Annotated in this window: 13 protein-coding genes; 12 read left to right on the top strand and 1 reads right to left on the bottom strand. The window is 67.0% G+C overall.

Features of this window, described 5'->3' with window-relative positions:
• Positions 1-3: 3 nt before the first annotated feature.
• From lysA to AC1D1W_RS07040, 9 genes are all read left to right on the top strand, one after another.
• Positions 4-1,482 (top strand): diaminopimelate decarboxylase, encoded by a 1,479-nt coding sequence (gene lysA / locus AC1D1W_RS07080; RefSeq protein WP_243181248.1) that lies wholly within the window; start codon positions 4-6, stop codon positions 1,480-1,482.
• A complete protein-coding gene (locus AC1D1W_RS07075; protein ID WP_243181249.1) occupies positions 1,483-2,799 on the top strand; it encodes a homoserine dehydrogenase in 1,317 nt (438 codons plus the stop codon).
• Positions 2,800-3,906: a threonine synthase gene (thrC, locus tag AC1D1W_RS07070; RefSeq protein ID WP_243181250.1), complete on the top strand. Its 1,107-nt coding sequence runs from the start codon at positions 2,800-2,802 to the stop codon at positions 3,904-3,906.
• A 2-nt stretch (positions 3,907-3,908) separates the two neighbouring features.
• The gene (gene thrB / locus AC1D1W_RS07065; protein ID WP_243181251.1) at positions 3,909-4,895 is read left to right on the top strand and encodes a homoserine kinase; all 987 of its coding nucleotides are present in this window, start codon (positions 3,909-3,911) and stop codon (positions 4,893-4,895) included.
• 319 nt (positions 4,896-5,214) lie between these two features.
• Positions 5,215-7,371, top strand: coding sequence for a transcription termination factor Rho (gene rho / locus AC1D1W_RS07060; protein WP_476943318.1), 2,157 nt, complete (start codon positions 5,215-5,217; stop codon positions 7,369-7,371).
• 234 nt (positions 7,372-7,605) lie between these two features.
• Positions 7,606-8,679 carry a peptide chain release factor 1 gene (gene prfA / locus AC1D1W_RS07055; RefSeq protein ID WP_079554478.1) on the top strand — a complete coding sequence of 358 codons (1,074 nt, stop codon included), beginning with the start codon at positions 7,606-7,608 and terminating at the stop codon, positions 8,677-8,679.
• A gap of 16 nt (positions 8,680-8,695) precedes the next feature.
• Entirely contained in the window at positions 8,696-9,625 is a 930-nt protein-coding gene (prmC, locus tag AC1D1W_RS07050) for a peptide chain release factor N(5)-glutamine methyltransferase (RefSeq protein ID WP_243181253.1), read from the top strand.
• The gene (locus tag AC1D1W_RS07045) at positions 9,622-10,368 is read left to right on the top strand and encodes an L-threonylcarbamoyladenylate synthase (RefSeq protein WP_476943317.1); all 747 of its coding nucleotides are present in this window, start codon (positions 9,622-9,624) and stop codon (positions 10,366-10,368) included. The genes prmC and AC1D1W_RS07045 overlap by 4 nt, the downstream gene beginning before the upstream one ends.
• Positions 10,365-11,132 carry a WecB/TagA/CpsF family glycosyltransferase gene (locus AC1D1W_RS07040; protein ID WP_243181255.1) on the top strand — a complete coding sequence of 256 codons (768 nt, stop codon included), beginning with the start codon at positions 10,365-10,367 and terminating at the stop codon, positions 11,130-11,132. The genes AC1D1W_RS07045 and AC1D1W_RS07040 overlap by 4 nt, the downstream gene beginning before the upstream one ends.
• Before the next feature lie 32 nt (positions 11,133-11,164).
• Here AC1D1W_RS07040 and AC1D1W_RS07035 read toward each other — a convergent pair whose 3' ends face one another.
• Entirely contained in the window at positions 11,165-12,061 is an 897-nt protein-coding gene (locus AC1D1W_RS07035) for a glycosyltransferase (RefSeq protein WP_243181256.1), read from the bottom strand.
• A gap of 305 nt (positions 12,062-12,366) precedes the next feature.
• On the opposite strand from AC1D1W_RS07035, the gene AC1D1W_RS07030 reads away from it, so the two are divergent.
• The 3 genes from AC1D1W_RS07030 to AC1D1W_RS07020 all read left to right on the top strand — a co-directional run bounded on the left by AC1D1W_RS07030 (position 12,367) and on the right by AC1D1W_RS07020 (position 14,460).
• Positions 12,367-13,491, top strand: a complete 1,125-nt coding sequence (locus AC1D1W_RS07030; protein ID WP_243181323.1) for an MraY family glycosyltransferase — start codon at positions 12,367-12,369, stop codon at positions 13,489-13,491.
• A gap of 128 nt (positions 13,492-13,619) precedes the next feature.
• Complete coding sequence (locus AC1D1W_RS07025) at positions 13,620-14,105, top strand: Cg1360 family ATP-synthase-associated protein (RefSeq protein ID WP_243181257.1); 486 nt, start codon at positions 13,620-13,622, stop codon at positions 14,103-14,105.
• Positions 14,098-14,460 carry a hypothetical protein gene (locus AC1D1W_RS07020; protein ID WP_243181258.1) on the top strand — a complete coding sequence of 121 codons (363 nt, stop codon included), beginning with the start codon at positions 14,098-14,100 and terminating at the stop codon, positions 14,458-14,460. The genes AC1D1W_RS07025 and AC1D1W_RS07020 overlap by 8 nt, the downstream gene beginning before the upstream one ends.
• Positions 14,461-14,580: the final 120 nt, after the last annotated feature.

The raw sequence follows: 14,580 nt of genomic DNA, 5'->3' as shown, positions 1-14,580 counted from the left end.
GCCATGACCGCGAATTCAGGACAGTCCCCGCTCGCCCCGGACTGGCTCGAGGTCCCCGCCGACCTCAATGCCCTCCACGAACCGCTGTGGGCGGGCGGTGTTGCGCGCAACGACGACGGCGAGCTCACCATCGAGGGGCTGACGGTCAGTGAGCTGCAGCGCCAGTACGGCACGCCGCTGTTCGTGCTGAGCGAGACAGACTTCCGGGCCCGGGCCCGGGCGTTCAGCGACGCCTTCAACGACGCCTTCGCCGATATTTGCGGGGGAGTGGACGTCTACTACGCCGGCAAGTCCTTCCTGTGCACCTCCGTGGTCCGCTGGGTCGAGGAAGAGGGGCTGCGCCTGGACACGGCGTCCGGCGGCGAACTCGCCGTGGCCTTCCGCGCCGGCATCCCCGGCGCCGACGTCGCCCTGCATGGGAACAACAAGTCCGACGGCGAAATCCACCGGGCGCTGGACATGCAGCTGGGACGGATCGTGGTGGACAGCCTCGACGAGCTCGAACGCGTCGCGGCGATCGCCGCCAACCGGGGCGACACCGCCAGGGTGATGCTGCGGCTGACCCCCGGAGTACACGCCCACACCCACGAATTCATCGCCACGGCCCACGAGGACCAGAAATTCGGCCTGTCCATGGCCGGGGACTCCACGGACCAGGCCGGCCTGTCCGCCGCAGAGGAAGCCGTGGCCGCGGCCACCGGGCACGCCAGCATCGAACTGCTGGGCCTGCACTGCCACATCGGCTCGCAGATCTTCGAACCGGACGGCTTCGCCCTCGCCGCCGAGAGGCTGCTGGACTTCCTGGCAGCGATGCAGTCGAAGTACTCCATCGTGCTGCCCGAGCTTGACCTCGGCGGCGGCTACGGCATCGCCTACACCCCCGTGGACACCCCGCGCCCGGCCGCCGAAATCGCGCAGGCGATGGCCGCCGTCGTCCGTTCCAAATGCGCTGCCCTCGGCATAACCGCCCCCCGGATTTCGATCGAACCGGGCCGCGCGATCGTCGGAAGCACCACCTTTACGCTGTATGAGGTCGGCACGCTCAAGACCGTCCGGGTGGATTCCCCGGCCTCTGCTGGTGCCGCGGCCGGCCACGACGGAGCCGGGGACGTTACGCACCCCCGCCGCTATGTGTCGGTGGACGGCGGGATGAGCGACAACCCCCGGCCGGTGCTGTACGACGCGGATTATTCGGCGATTCTCGCCTCGCGGAGCTCCGACGCGGCGCCGCAGCTGTCCCGAGTGGTGGGCAAACATTGCGAGAGCGGCGACATAGTTGTTAGAGATGTATATCTGCCCGAGGACGTGGCAGCCGGTGATCTGCTTGCTGTACCGGGGACCGGCGCCTACTGCTGGGCCCTGTCAAGCAACTACAACTATCTGGCCCGGCCGGGCGTTATCGCTGTCAGCGACGGATCTGCCCGGCTCATTGTCCGCGGGGAAACCGAAGAAGATTTGCTCAACCGCGACATGGGAGTCTGAATGTCTGAATTGCGAACCCTGAAAGTGGCCCTGCTGGGCTGTGGCAACGTTGGGGCCCAGGTTGCGCGGATTCTCATTAACGACGCCGACGCCCTCGCCGCGCGCACCGGCGCCCGGCTGGAACTGCAGGGCATCGCGGTGCGCAACCTCGATGCCAAGCGCGACGTCGAGCTGCCGCGGGAGCTGTTCACCACTGACGCCGAAGTCCTCGTCAAGGACGCCGACGTCGTCATTGAACTCATGGGCGGCATTGAGCCGGCCCGGACCCTGATCCTTACCGCCATGCGGCACGGTGCCTGTGTTGTCAGCGGCAACAAGGCGCTCCTGGCCCAGGACGGCCCCACCCTGTATGAGGAAGCGGACAAGGCCGGGGTGCAGCTGTCCTACGAGGCCGCCGTGGCCGGCGCCATCCCCATCCTGCGACCCATCCGCGACAGCTTGTCCGGCGACCGGATCACCCGGGTGCTCGGGATTGTCAACGGCACCACCAACTTCATCCTCGACCAGATGGACTCGACCGGCGCGCAGTTCGCCGACGCGCTGGCCGAGGCCCAGCGCCTGGGCTACGCGGAAGCCGACCCCACGGCCGACATCGAAGGCTACGACGCCGCCGCCAAGGCCGCAATCCTCGCTTCGCTGTCCTTCCACACGCGGTTTGCCCTGGAAGATGTCTCCTGCGAGGGCATCACGTCGGTCACCGCGGCGGACATCGCCGCCGCCAAGGAAGCCGGCTTTGTCATCAAGCTGCTGGCCATTGCCGAGAAACTTGTTGACGAGGACGGCAAAACCGGCGTCTCAGTCCGTGTCCACCCCACGCTCCTGCCCCGCGAGCACCCCCTCGCTGCTGTCCGCGGTGCATTCAACGCCGTCTTCATCGAAGCCGAGAACGCCGGCGAGCTCATGTTCTACGGCCAGGGTGCCGGCGGCACCCCGACGGCGTCCGCCGTGCTGGGCGACCTCGTCTCCGCGGCCCGCCGCATTGTCCTGGGCGGCCCCGGCCGCACCGAAACCACCACGGGGCACGTGCCATCGCTGCCCATCGACGCGGCCGTCACCAGCTACTACATCGGACTCGACGTCGCGGACCAGCCCGGCGTCCTGGCCAGGATCGCGCAGCTCTTCGCCGAGCACGGCGTGTCCATCGAAATCATGCGGCAGACCATTCACCGCGACGCCGACTCCAACGTGGAATCGGCCGAGCTGCGGATCGTGACACACCGTGCACGCGAAGCCGCACTTGCAGCAACCGTCGAGGCCGTCAGGCGCCTGGACGTCATCAATTCCGTCACATCCGTACTCCGGGTAGAAGGAGTCTAAGTGGCTCACCAATGGCGCGGTGTCATCCGCGAATACGCCGACCGTCTTCCTGTCACGGAAGCGACCAAGGTCATCAGCCTGGGCGAGGGCGGCACCCCGCTCGTGCATGCCCGCCACCTCTCCGAGCTGACCGGCAGCACCGTCTACCTCAAGGTCGAAGGCATGAACCCGACCGGTTCTTTCAAGGACCGCGGCATGACCATGGCCATGACGGCAGCGGTGGCCGCCGGCGCCAAGGCCGTGGTCTGCGCCTCCACCGGCAACACCTCCGCCTCCGCCGCGGCCTATGCGACGGCTGCCGGGCTGCAGTGCGCGGTGCTGGTCCCGGAGGGCAAGATCTCCATGGGCAAGCTCAGCCAGGCAGTCGCGCACGGAGCCACGCTGCTGCAGGTGGACGGCAACTTCGACGACTGCCTTGACATCGCCCGCAAGCTCGGCGAGTCCTACCCGGTGTTCCTGGTCAACTCCGTCAACCCGGCCCGGATCGAAGGCCAGAAGACCGGTGCCTTCGAAGTGGTGGATTCGCTCGGCGACGCCCCCGACTTCCATGTGCTCCCGGTGGGCAACGCCGGCAACATCAGCGCGTACTGGAAGGGCTACAAGGAATACGCTGCGGCGTTTGAGTCGCCCACCGCCGGGTCGCTGCCCGCCGTGTCCACCAGGACACCCGTCATGTGGGGCTTCCAGGCCGCAGGGGCGGCACCCTTCGTGGCCGGCCACCCCATCACCGAGCCCGACACCATTGCCACCGCCATCCGGATCGGCAACCCGGCCTCCTGGGACACCGCCGTGGCGGCCCGGGATGAATCCGGCGGCGTGATCGAGGCCGTCACGGACGAGGAAATCCTGTCCGCGCACCGGTGGCTCTCCGCCCGGGAAGGCGTTTTCGTGGAGCCCGGCTCCGCTGCCGGCGTCGCCGGGCTGATCAAGAAGCACGCGGCCGGGGAAGTGCCGGCAGGCAAGACGATCGTGATCACGGTGACCGGTCACGGCCTCAAGGACCCGCAGTGGGCCCTGCGCACCGAGGACGGCAGCGACGTGCAGCCGGTCAAGGTCTCCAACGACGTCGTCACCGTCGCCGCAGCATTGGGACTGGAAGAAAAATAACGTTGGAAACAACCCTCACCGTCCCGGCCGAATCAGCTGCCGGCTCCCCGGCCGTTCCGGCGGGCCAGCTGGTCACCGTGCGTGTCCCGGCCACGAGCGCCAACCTGGGCCCCGGGTACGACAGCCTCGGCCTGGCCCTCTCGCTGCATGACACGCTGACCGTGGAAACCCTGGCCAGCGGTGAACTCGAATTCGAGCTCAGCGGCGAGGGTGCCGAGTCCCTGCCCCGCGATGCGACGCACCTCGTGGTCAAGGCCTTGACCGAGGCCCTGCACCGCCTGGGGTTCCGGCACGAAGGCCTGCGGATCACGGCGGACAACGTCAACCCGCACGGACGGGGCCTGGGCTCCTCGGCCTCGGCCGTGGTGGCGGCCGTCAGCGCCGCCAATGCCCTGGTTCCGGAGGCCTCCCGGCGTGGCAGCGACTGGATCCTGCAGCTCACCAGCGAAATGGAAGGCCACCCGGACAACGTTGCACCCGCCATTTTCGGCGGACTGGCGCTGTCATGGCAGGACAGTGACCAGTACAGCAGCACGTGCGCGTCCGTGGCCGCCTCGGTGATCCCTGTGGTCGCCGTGCCCGACTACGAGCTCTCCACTGAGGCCGCCCGGGCCCTTTTGCCCGCTTCGGTGGGCCACCATGCCGCGGCCATGAACTCCGGCCGCGCCGCCCTGCTGATCCATGCCCTGACCACGAACCCGGAATTCCTGCTGCCCGGCACCGAGGACTACCTGCACCAGAGCTACCGAGCCGAGGCCATGCGGCCCAGCGCGGAACTGATCGGCGCGCTGCGCCGGGCAGGGCACGCCGCCGTCGTATCCGGCGCCGGACCCACCGTGCTGGTCCTGGCCAACGGCGAAGCGGAAGCCCGTGAGGTTGTGGACTTCATCGGCGCCCACACCGCGGGCAACACGCCGGAAGTGGGCTGGCGCGTGATGAAGCTGGCCGTGGACGTTGAAGGTGCTAAAGTGGAAGTGCACCGGCGGTAAATACGCAGGCGGTAAATTTGTAACCGTTGTAAGACCGCGATGTTGGCCACGTAGCCTCTCTCATCTTTCACTGCGCAATATTTTCCGGTGCCACCTGCTTTCGGTCTGACGCAGGAATCAGCAGAATTGATCTGCCCCCTGAAACTCAGCCCGCCGTTCCTCATTTCTCGGATCGTGCATGGTGAAGCAATATCCGGCCCTGCTGGCCGATATCCATCCGGCAAGGCCGAAATCCCGGCTGCAGATCTGAACTGCAGCCCAGATCAAATCACCGCGTCCAGCTCTTAGCCTGGACGCCGTCGAGGGGGAAGGATCCTTCGTGACCGAAACCACTGAGCTGTCTCCGGCTGTGGATACATCTTCTGCTGCCGAATCAACGGCAGCACCCGCCAAGAGCAGCGGCCTTGCAGGCCTTAAGCTCGCCCAGCTCCAGGCCCTCGCCAGCCAGCTGGGCATTTCCGGCGGTTCCCGCATGCGCAAGGGTGATCTGGTCACGGCCATTTCCGCCCACCGCGCAGGCACTCCGGTAAGCAAGGCTCCGGCCCGCGCTGCCGAAAAGGCGAGCGACAACGGCACTGTGTCCCACGCAGCGGCCCCGGCAGCTGCGCCCGCAACGGTGCCCGCCGCCGAGGACGAGTCCCTGGCAAGGGAAAACACCGCCCAGGAAAGCCCCCGCGCCCGCCGTGGCCGCAGCCGCCGTGCAGGCAGCGACGGAGTCGTCACGGCTCCCGCCGTTGAGGCACCCGCCGCCGCCCCGGCTGAAGCCCCCGCGGGTTCCACCGAGTCCGGCGCCCGGGAATCCGCCACTGCAGAATCCGCCGCCGCCGTTTCCGGAACGGAATCCGGCGACCGCGCGAGGCAGCCGCGCACCCGCAACCGCCGCCGCGGCGAAGCCGCAGCCCAGGCCACGGATGCCGGCCAGAACGCCGTCGAGGCCCCGGCCGAGCAGCCCGTCGCTGAACAGCGCACCGAGCAGCGCGATCAGCGCACCGAACAGCGTGAACAGCGCACCGAACAGCGCGAGCCCGGCAGCGAAGACGGCCAGCGCCGTGACACCCGCACCCGTGGCGGCCGCGACGACTCGGCCGGCCCCCGCGAGAACACCCGCGACAGCGATGATTCTGACGGCGGAAGCCGCCGGAACCGCCGCAACCGTCGTGACCGCAACGACCGCGGTGACCGCCAGGGCCAGCAGGACAGCCGCGACAACTCCTCGCGCAACGATCGCTTCCGCGACCGCAACGACCGCCGCCGCGGACGTCAGCAGGGACCCGACGTCGACGACGTCGAGGTCACCGAGGACGATGTCCTGCTGCCGGTCGCCGGTATCCTCGACGTGCTCGAGAACTATGCGTTCATCCGCACGTCCGGTTACCTGCCGGGCCCGAACGACGTCTACGTCTCGCTCGCCCAGGTCAAGAAGTACAACCTGCGCAAGGGCGACGCCGTCGTCGGCGCCATCCGTGCACCGCGCGAAGGCGAAGCCCAGCAGGGGAGCCAGCAGCAGTCCGCCCGCCAGAAGTTCAACGCCCTGGTCCGCGTCACCTCGGTGAACGGCAAGACGCCGGAAGAGCTCAAGGACCGCGTCGAATTCGCGAAGCTCGTCCCGCTGTACCCCTCCGAGCGCCTGCGCCTCGAGACGGACCCGAAGAAGATCGGCCCGCGCGTCATCGACCTCGTGGCCCCGATCGGCAAGGGCCAGCGCGGTCTGATCGTTTCGCCGCCGAAGGCCGGCAAGACGCTCATCCTGCAGTCCATCGCCAACGCCATCACCACCAACAATCCTGAGGTCCACCTCATGATGGTGCTCGTTGACGAACGTCCCGAAGAAGTCACGGACATGCAGCGCACCGTCAAGGGTGAGGTCATTGCCTCCACCTTCGACCGTCCCGCCGACGACCACACCACCGTGGCCGAGCTTTCCATCGAGCGTGCCAAGCGCCTCGTGGAAATGGGCATGGACGTTGTGGTGCTCCTGGACTCCATGACCCGCCTGGGCCGCGCCTACAACCTGGCAGCACCGGCCTCCGGCCGCATCCTGTCCGGTGGTGTGGACTCCGCAGCGCTGTACCCGCCGAAGCGCTTCTTCGGTGCAGCCCGCAACATCGAAAACGGCGGCTCGCTGACCATCCTGGCCACCGCGCTCGTCGAGACCGGCTCCAAGATGGACGAGGTCATCTTCGAAGAGTTCAAGGGCACCGGCAACATGGAACTGCGCCTGTCCCGCCAGCTCGCGGACAAGCGCATCTTCCCGGCCGTGGACGTCAACGCGTCCGGTACCCGCCGCGAGGAAAACCTGCTTTCCCCCGAGGAAGTCAAGATCATGTGGAAGCTGCGCCGCGTCCTGTCCGGACTCGAAACGCAGCAGAGCCTTGAGCTGCTGACCAACAAGATCCGGGAGACCCAGAGCAACGTCGAGTTCCTCATGCAGGTGCAGAAGACGACGCTTGGTGCGAAGTCCGATAACGACAAATAGCTGCTCCAACCGCTAGATTCTGGCGGTCCCGCGCGCTAACGCCGCACGGATTTTCCGCCCCCGCCCCTCCGCCGGGTGGCTTACGATCTACGATCGCAAGCCACCCGGCGTYGGCAGGCCCGAAGCCACTCCCGGGGCGGAAAAATCCGTGCGGCTTCGTCGTTAAGTCGCCAGCCGCGGTCCAGTTTTTGTTGTCGTAACTAGACTTGGTTTCAAGTCGAAAGAGGTTTGAAAATGTTTGAGTCCGTACAGGGCCTGTTGGATGAGCATGACTCTATCCAGGCTCAGCTGGGGGATCCTGCTGTCTACGCTGACCAGCGCCTGGCCCGGAAGCTGGGGCGGCGTTCTGCCCAGTTGAACGGCATTGTGGAGGCCTACCACCGCTGGGAAGGCATCCGCGATGACCTGGCCGCTGCCAAGGAAATGGCGGACGAGGACCCCGAGTTTGCGGCCGAGGTGCCCGAGCTGGAGGCCGCGCTGGAGCTGGCGGCGGCCAAGCTGCGCCGGCTGCTGATCCCGCGCGACCCGGACGACTCCCGCAACGTGATCCTCGAGGTCAAGGGCGGCGAAGGCGGCGACGAGGCAGCCCTGTTCGCCGCGGACCTGCTGCGGATGTACAGCCGTTACGCGGAATCCCGCGGCTGGAAGACCGAGATCATCTCTGCCACCGAATCGGACCTCGGCGGGTACAAGGACGTCCAGATGGCCGTCAAGGGCAGCTCGAACGATCCGGCCGAAGGCGTGTACGCCCGGCTCAAGTTCGAAGGCGGCGTGCACCGGGTCCAGCGTGTCCCCGTCACCGAATCGCAGGGCCGCATCCACACCTCGGCCGCCGGCGTGCTGGTGCTGCCCGAAGTGGACGAGCCCGAGGAGCTCGAGATCAACCAGAACGATCTCAAGATCGACGTCTACCGMTCCTCCGGTCCCGGCGGGCAGTCGGTCAACACCACCGACTCCGCGGTGCGCATCACGCACCTTCCCACCGGAATCGTCGTCGCCATGCAGAACGAGAAGTCGCAGCTGCAGAACCGTGAGGCCGGCATGCGCGTGCTGCGTGCCCGCATCCTGGCGCACCAGCAGGAGCTGATCGACGCCGAAAACTCGGCGCAGCGCAAGTCGCAGATCCGCACCATGGACCGCTCCGAGCGCATCCGTACCTATAACTACCCGGAAAACCGGATTGCGGACCACCGCACCGGTTACAAGGCCTACAACCTGGACCAGGTCATGAACGGCGACCTGGAACCGGTGATCCAGTCGGCCATTGAATTGGACGAGCAGTCCCGGCTCGACGCCATCGGCGAATAGGCGCGGGTCACTGGTGATGACTGCAGGTGATGGTCCGAGCCTCGCGGAGGCCGTCAGCGAGGCGACGGCGGTCCTCGCGGAGGCCGGCGTGCCCAGCCCGCGCGTGGACGCCGAGCTCCTGGCCGAGCACCTGCTCGGCGTCGGACTGGGCCGGCTGCGCGCGCTGATGCTCGGGGACTCGCCGGCGCCGGAAGGCTACGCTGACCTCGTCGCCGAACGGGCGCAGCGGATCCCGCTGCAGCACATAACGGGCGTGGCGCACTTCCGCTACCTCGAACTCGCCGTCGGTCCCGGTGTGTTCATCCCGCGGCCGGAGACCGAATCCGTGGTGCAGCTGGTCCTGGACTGGCTTAGCGACAGGAAACGGCTGCACGGCCTGGCACACCCCAAGGTCGTGGACCTGGGCACCGGGTCCGGTGCCATTGCAGGCTCGATCGCCCATGAGGTTCCCGGCGCGGAAGTCCACGCGGTCGAGTTCAGCGAATTCGCGCACGCGTGGGCGGAGAAAAACTTGGCTCCCCTGGGCGTCCACCTCATCCGTGGCGACCTGCGCGATGCGCTGGCCGAACACAACGGCACGTTCGACGTCGTCGTCTCCAACCCGCCCTACATCCCCGCCGAAGCGATCCCGAACGAACCCGAAGTGGCGCTGCACGACCCGCCTGAGGCGCTCTACGGCGGGGGAGCGGACGGGATGGAACTTCCGACGGCGGCGGCCGCCTCGGCCGCCCGCCTGCTGGTCCCCGGCGGCTACTTCGTGATGGAGCACGCCGAGGTCCAGTCGGAATGGATCGCCGCGATGCTCAACCGCACCGGCGTGTTCGCCGAGGTGACAACGCACCGTGACCTCAACGGCAAGGACCGCGCCACCAGCGCCGTCCTGGCACCGTCAGGGCCGACGCCTGCGAATAATCGTGTGACAAGTGATGAAAGAATAGGCCAGTGACGACTAGCTACGATTGCACGGCGGCCGAGCAGCGCGCTGCTGGACTTGAGCACGCCCAGCGGGCCATCCGGGAGAACAAGTGCGTGGTCTTTCCCACGGACACGGTCTACGGGATTGCCGCCGACGCCTTTTCACCCCTTGCCGTGACCCTGCTGCTCGCCTCCAAGGGCCGGAGCCGGAAGATGCCGCCGCCCGTGCTGATCCCGAGGCTGAACGCCCTCGATGGCCTGGCCACGGACGTTCCGGCCGAGGCGCGGCGGCTGGCCGAGGCGTTCTGGCCCGGCGGCCTGACCCTGATCCTGCATGCCCAGCCGTCGTTGGACTGGGATCTCGGCGAGACCAAAGGCACGGTCGCCCTGCGGATCCCGGCCGACGAGATCGCCCAGGACCTGCTGACGCTTACCGGACCCCTCGCGGTGTCCTCCGCGAACCGCACCGGGCAGGCCGCAGCGCAGACCGCCGCGGACGCCGAAGCCCAGCTGGCGGAATCCGTGGAGGTCTACCTGGAGGGCGGACCCCGGCCCGCGGACGGCGCCGACGCCCTCGCCTCGACCATCGTCGACGCGACGGCGCTGCCCTTGCGCGTCGTCCGGCAGGGAGCCATCAGCCTCGACCGCCTGCGCGGCGTGGTGCCCGGCGTCCTGGACATCGACGGCAACGCCGCCGATGCTCCGGATGCTCCGGAGCCCGCTGCGGAGCCCGCTGCGGAGTCCGCCGCTGCGCCGGAGCCCGGTTCCGCATGACGCTGGAGCGTCAGCGCGTCCCTTTCCTCGACGTCGAAGCGACCCCCGTGACGGTGTCCGAGCTGACCGCGGTCCTCAGCACCTTCATGGCCGAGGGCGTGACCAGGATCGTGGTGGGGCACAACCTGCACAGCGTGACGCTGCTGCACTCCGATCCTGCCTTCCGTTCGTTCTACGAGCGCAGCGACGTGGTCCTGATCGACGGCGCACCGGTGCTCTGGCTCTGGGCGAAGACCGGCGAAGAAGACGACGGCAGGGAACCGGTGATGGACTACCGGCTGGGGTCGACCGACTGGATTCCCGCGCTCGGCAATGTCGCGGGACTGGAGCGCATTGCGGTCATCGGTGCAGGTGCCGTGGCCAACGCCGGCGCCGTGGCCAAGCTGCGGGAGATCGTCCCCGGGGGGCGGGTCGACGGCATGCCTGGCGAAGGCTGGAACAAGGAAGTTGAGGAAGCCGCGGTCGAATGGCTGAACCGGCTGCGCCCCCAACTTGTGCTGCTGGGCCTCGGGATGCCGCTGCAGGAGCAGGTCATGGCCCGCCGGCTTGCCGCGCTTCCGCCTGCGGTCTACTGCACCGTCGGCGGCGCCATCGAACAGATTGCCGGTGTGCAGAAACTGGCGCCGCGCTGGATCGGCCGGCTCGGACTCGAATGGGCCTGGCGGCTCATGCTCCACCCGCAGCGGGTGGCCTACCGGGTGTTCGGCGAACCCTGGGTGCTGCTGGGCCTGCTGCTCCGACGGCGCCTGCGCCGGCAGCCCTAGGCTGCCGGCGGGGCTGCCAGCGGGGGAGCACGTCAGAACTTCTGGTCCTCCAGCGGGCCGAAGCCCTTGCCGCGGAGCCCGGCGGAAAAGGCGCGGAACCAGTCAGCGAGCCCGCGGAAATCGCCGCTGCGCAGGAAGTAGCCGAGGTAGCCGCCCACATCCGCGATGAAGGACTTGACCCGGAAGTGGCGGCGGATCATGTACCCGCGGTTCCGGTAGTAGAAGTAGCGCTTGAAGGCGGAATCCGGAACGATCACGTGCCACCGCGCACCGAAGACGTGCTTGGTTTCAGCGAAGGCGTGCGGGTGCGTGATGGCGGCGGTGGTCACCGTGCCGAAGCGGATCCCGGCCTTCCTGAGCCTGAGCGTGAAGTCCACCTCGTCGCCACGGATGAAAAGGCGCATGTCCGGCAGGCCGACTTTGAAGAAGACATCGGAACGGATCAGGGCGCCGTTGAAGAAGTGCCCGTCGTCGGGCAGGAATCCGACCTTTTCCACCTCCGCGCGCTCATGCGTGACCTTGCCGCCCAGCCGGAAGAAAAAGGACAGCTGGTCCGGGTGGCCGGGGGCCACCACGAGGGGCACGACGGCGTCCAGATCACGTTCCTGGGCCTCACGAAGCAACGTGGCAAGGCAGTCGGGATCTGCCGGTTCGGCGTCGTCGTCCATCATCCAGATCCAGTCAGCCCCGCTGGCCACGGCCTTGAGGATGGCCAACGAGAATCCGCCGGCGCCGCCAAGGTTTGCCTCGGACCGGACATAGTCCACGTTGGCGTGCTGGCCGGCAACGTCCGTCGACGGCACGGTGCCACTGTCGACGAGGCAAATGGACTGCACTGGAGCGGTCTGGTTGTTGATGGCGTCCATCAGGACCGCCAGCTCCCTGGGACGGTCAAACGTCACGGCAGCGACTGCAACCGAGGGGGTCATCGCGGGGTCCTTTCAGCACGACCGTCAGTGGTTTTCCCGCCGGCAGAGGGCCGTGTGACGCGAAGACAGGTGGCCGTTGGCATTAGTATCTTGACTAGAGTCCACTGTAATACAGCCCTGTCAGGCACTACGCACTGCCTGCCCTGCGCACGGCGACGGAGAAGTTTCATTTTTCGAAAGACAGTTCCACCGCAATCGAATCCACCCCATTTCCGCAGCTCACCGGCGCGTCCGGTGCTGCCGGACGTGCCGGCGTGCGGTGCCTGTGCTGACGGTACTGACGGCGTTTGGCTGGTGGTCGTCCCGTGATCATGTACCTGCTCATGATGCTGACGGCAGCGATTGTGACCTACGCGGCGACATGGGGTGCCCGGCTCGCGGGCAACAAGCTGGAGCTGTATTCCCCGATCCGCAGCCGCGACATGCATTCCACCCCGATCTCCCGGCTCGGCGGCCTCGGCATCTTCGCGGGCGTGCTGGTTGCCCTGGTCACGGCGAGCAATTCGTTTTTCGTCAAGGACATCTTCCGGAACAACACGGCGCCATGGGGAATCCTGGCCGGGGCCGCCGTGATCGTCGTTGTCGGCGTGGCGGACGACCTGCTGGATCTGCGGTGGTGGGTCAAGCTGATCGGCCAAAGCGCCGCGGCACTGGTCGTGGCCACCTGGGGGGTCCGGATGACGATCATCCCGTTCATTCCCGAGCCGATCGTGATCCAGAACGAGGCCGTGAGCATTGTGCTGACGGCCGGGCTGATCGTCACCACCATGAATGCGTTCAATTTCATCGACGGACTGGACGGGCTCGCCGCGGGCGTGGCGATCATCGGCGGGGCGGCGTTCTTCCTCACGGCCTACTGGGTCCACCGCACGGCCGTCCTGCTGGACCGTTCGGACCTCGCCACCCTGCTGACCGCCGTCGTGGTCGGCAGTTGCGTCGGCTTCCTGCCGCATAACTGGTTCCCCTCCAAAATCTTTATGGGCGATTCCGGGGCCATGCTGATTGGCCTGCTGATGGCCTCGGCCGGCGTCGTCTCGACCGGCCAGATCAGCTCGGGCCTCTACGACCGGGCCAACGGCATCCCCACGATCATCCCGATCCTGTTGCCGTTCGCGGTGCTGTTCCTGCCGCTGCTGGACCTGTGCCTGGCCGTGGTGCGGCGGACAGCGCTGGGCCGGTCGCCGTGGTCGGCGGACCGCGGACACCTGCACCACAAACTCCTGGACATCGGATACTCGCACCGCGGCGCCGTCGTGCTGATGTACTTGTGGACCTGCATCCTTGCCTTCGGCGGCCTCGCTTTCGCGATCTTCCCCTGGCACATAGTCCTCGCCATCGATCTGGCCGCCGCGGCAATCATGGCCGTGGCGACTGCCTGGCCGTACCTGCGCCAGCGCGGGCCGCGGCAGATGGCCCGCACTCCCGAATAGCCTGACCGGCATGCCCGGGAACCGGCTCCGACGCGCTTTTCCGAATAATTTCTATCTAATGTAGAATTCAGGGGCGGTACTTCGCCGCCTGCCTTGACCAGCAATACGCCAGCGACGATTGGGATCTGATGACCTCCAACGCCGAACCGGAACCCGCTTCCGGCAACGGACCCGTTGGCGTCTCCGGCCCCACAAAATCCCTGTGGCTCAGGCTGCTGGCAATCAGTTCCGCGGCCTCCGCCGCAGCACTGGTGTTGACCGGCACAGCCGCCTACATCTTTAACGGCGCCGTGGGGTTCTGGTCCGCACTGTTCGGGGGCGCGCTGGTGATGGCCTTCTTTGCCATCAGCCTCGCGGTGGGCCACTTCGTCGGCCGCAACAACCCCTCCGGAGCGATCGGAGTGTTCGTCGCGACGTACTTCGTCAAGGTTGTCGGCTTCGCCGTGGTCCTCTTCGTCATCGGCGCCCCGGCCTGGCTGCACGACCGCTGGTTCCTGATCGGCGCCGTCGTCACCGTCGTGTTGTGGCAGGCAGCCGAAATTTACGGTTTCAGCAAGGCCAGGCTTCAGATTTACAACGATCCCGAAACGCGAAAAGGCGGCACCGATGTTTAGCCGCAAATCCGGCCGCAGGCCAGTTGGCGGACCACGTACCGGACCAGAAAACCAGCCAGCCAAATCACCCAAAACTACGCCCGGTGCCCCCGGTGTATCGACCGACGGAAGCGACGGCGGATACAACGCCGGAATCGCCGTCTTCAGCTACATTGTTGGCGGAATCATCGTCTGGAGTTTGATAGGGTGGGGACTGGATAATCTGTGGGGAACCCGCTGGATTGTGCTCGCAGGCGCTCTGCTTGGAGCTGCGGGAGGGTTCTATCTTTCTCATATGCACGGCCTCACCAGTAACAGAATTTCTGCTGGTGACGGCAATGCTGCACGTGGCCCGTCCCAGGACGAGGAACAGTAATGCCAAATAATTTTACAGGGGGAGAGGCGGGCACCAATGTCGCCGGTCCCCGCCCAACGCCCAATGATGGACACTGCAGAGAGGAAACGCGTTGATCGCGCTTGCGCTCCCGGCCCAAGA

It is taken from the genome of Arthrobacter sp. P1_B4 (assembly GCF_056406555.1).
This window is presented reverse-complemented; position numbering and strand designations above follow the sequence as displayed.

Coding starts and splice junctions, on each gene's coding strand:
- lysA (WP_243181248.1), top strand. CDS start 4: ATGACCGCGAATTCAGGACAGTCCCCGCTCGCCCCGGACTGGCTCGAG.
- AC1D1W_RS07040 (WP_243181255.1), top strand. CDS start 10,365: ATGACGCTGGAGCGTCAGCGCGTCCCTTTCCTCGACGTCGAAGCGACC.
- AC1D1W_RS07020 (WP_243181258.1), top strand. CDS start 14,098: ATGTTTAGCCGCAAATCCGGCCGCAGGCCAGTTGGCGGACCACGTACC.
- AC1D1W_RS07035 (WP_243181256.1), bottom strand. CDS start 12,061: ATGACCCCCTCGGTTGCAGTCGCTGCCGTGACGTTTGACCGTCCCAGG.
- prmC (WP_243181253.1), top strand. CDS start 8,696: ATGACTGCAGGTGATGGTCCGAGCCTCGCGGAGGCCGTCAGCGAGGCG.
- AC1D1W_RS07025 (WP_243181257.1), top strand. CDS start 13,620: ATGACCTCCAACGCCGAACCGGAACCCGCTTCCGGCAACGGACCCGTT.
- AC1D1W_RS07075 (WP_243181249.1), top strand. CDS start 1,483: ATGTCTGAATTGCGAACCCTGAAAGTGGCCCTGCTGGGCTGTGGCAAC.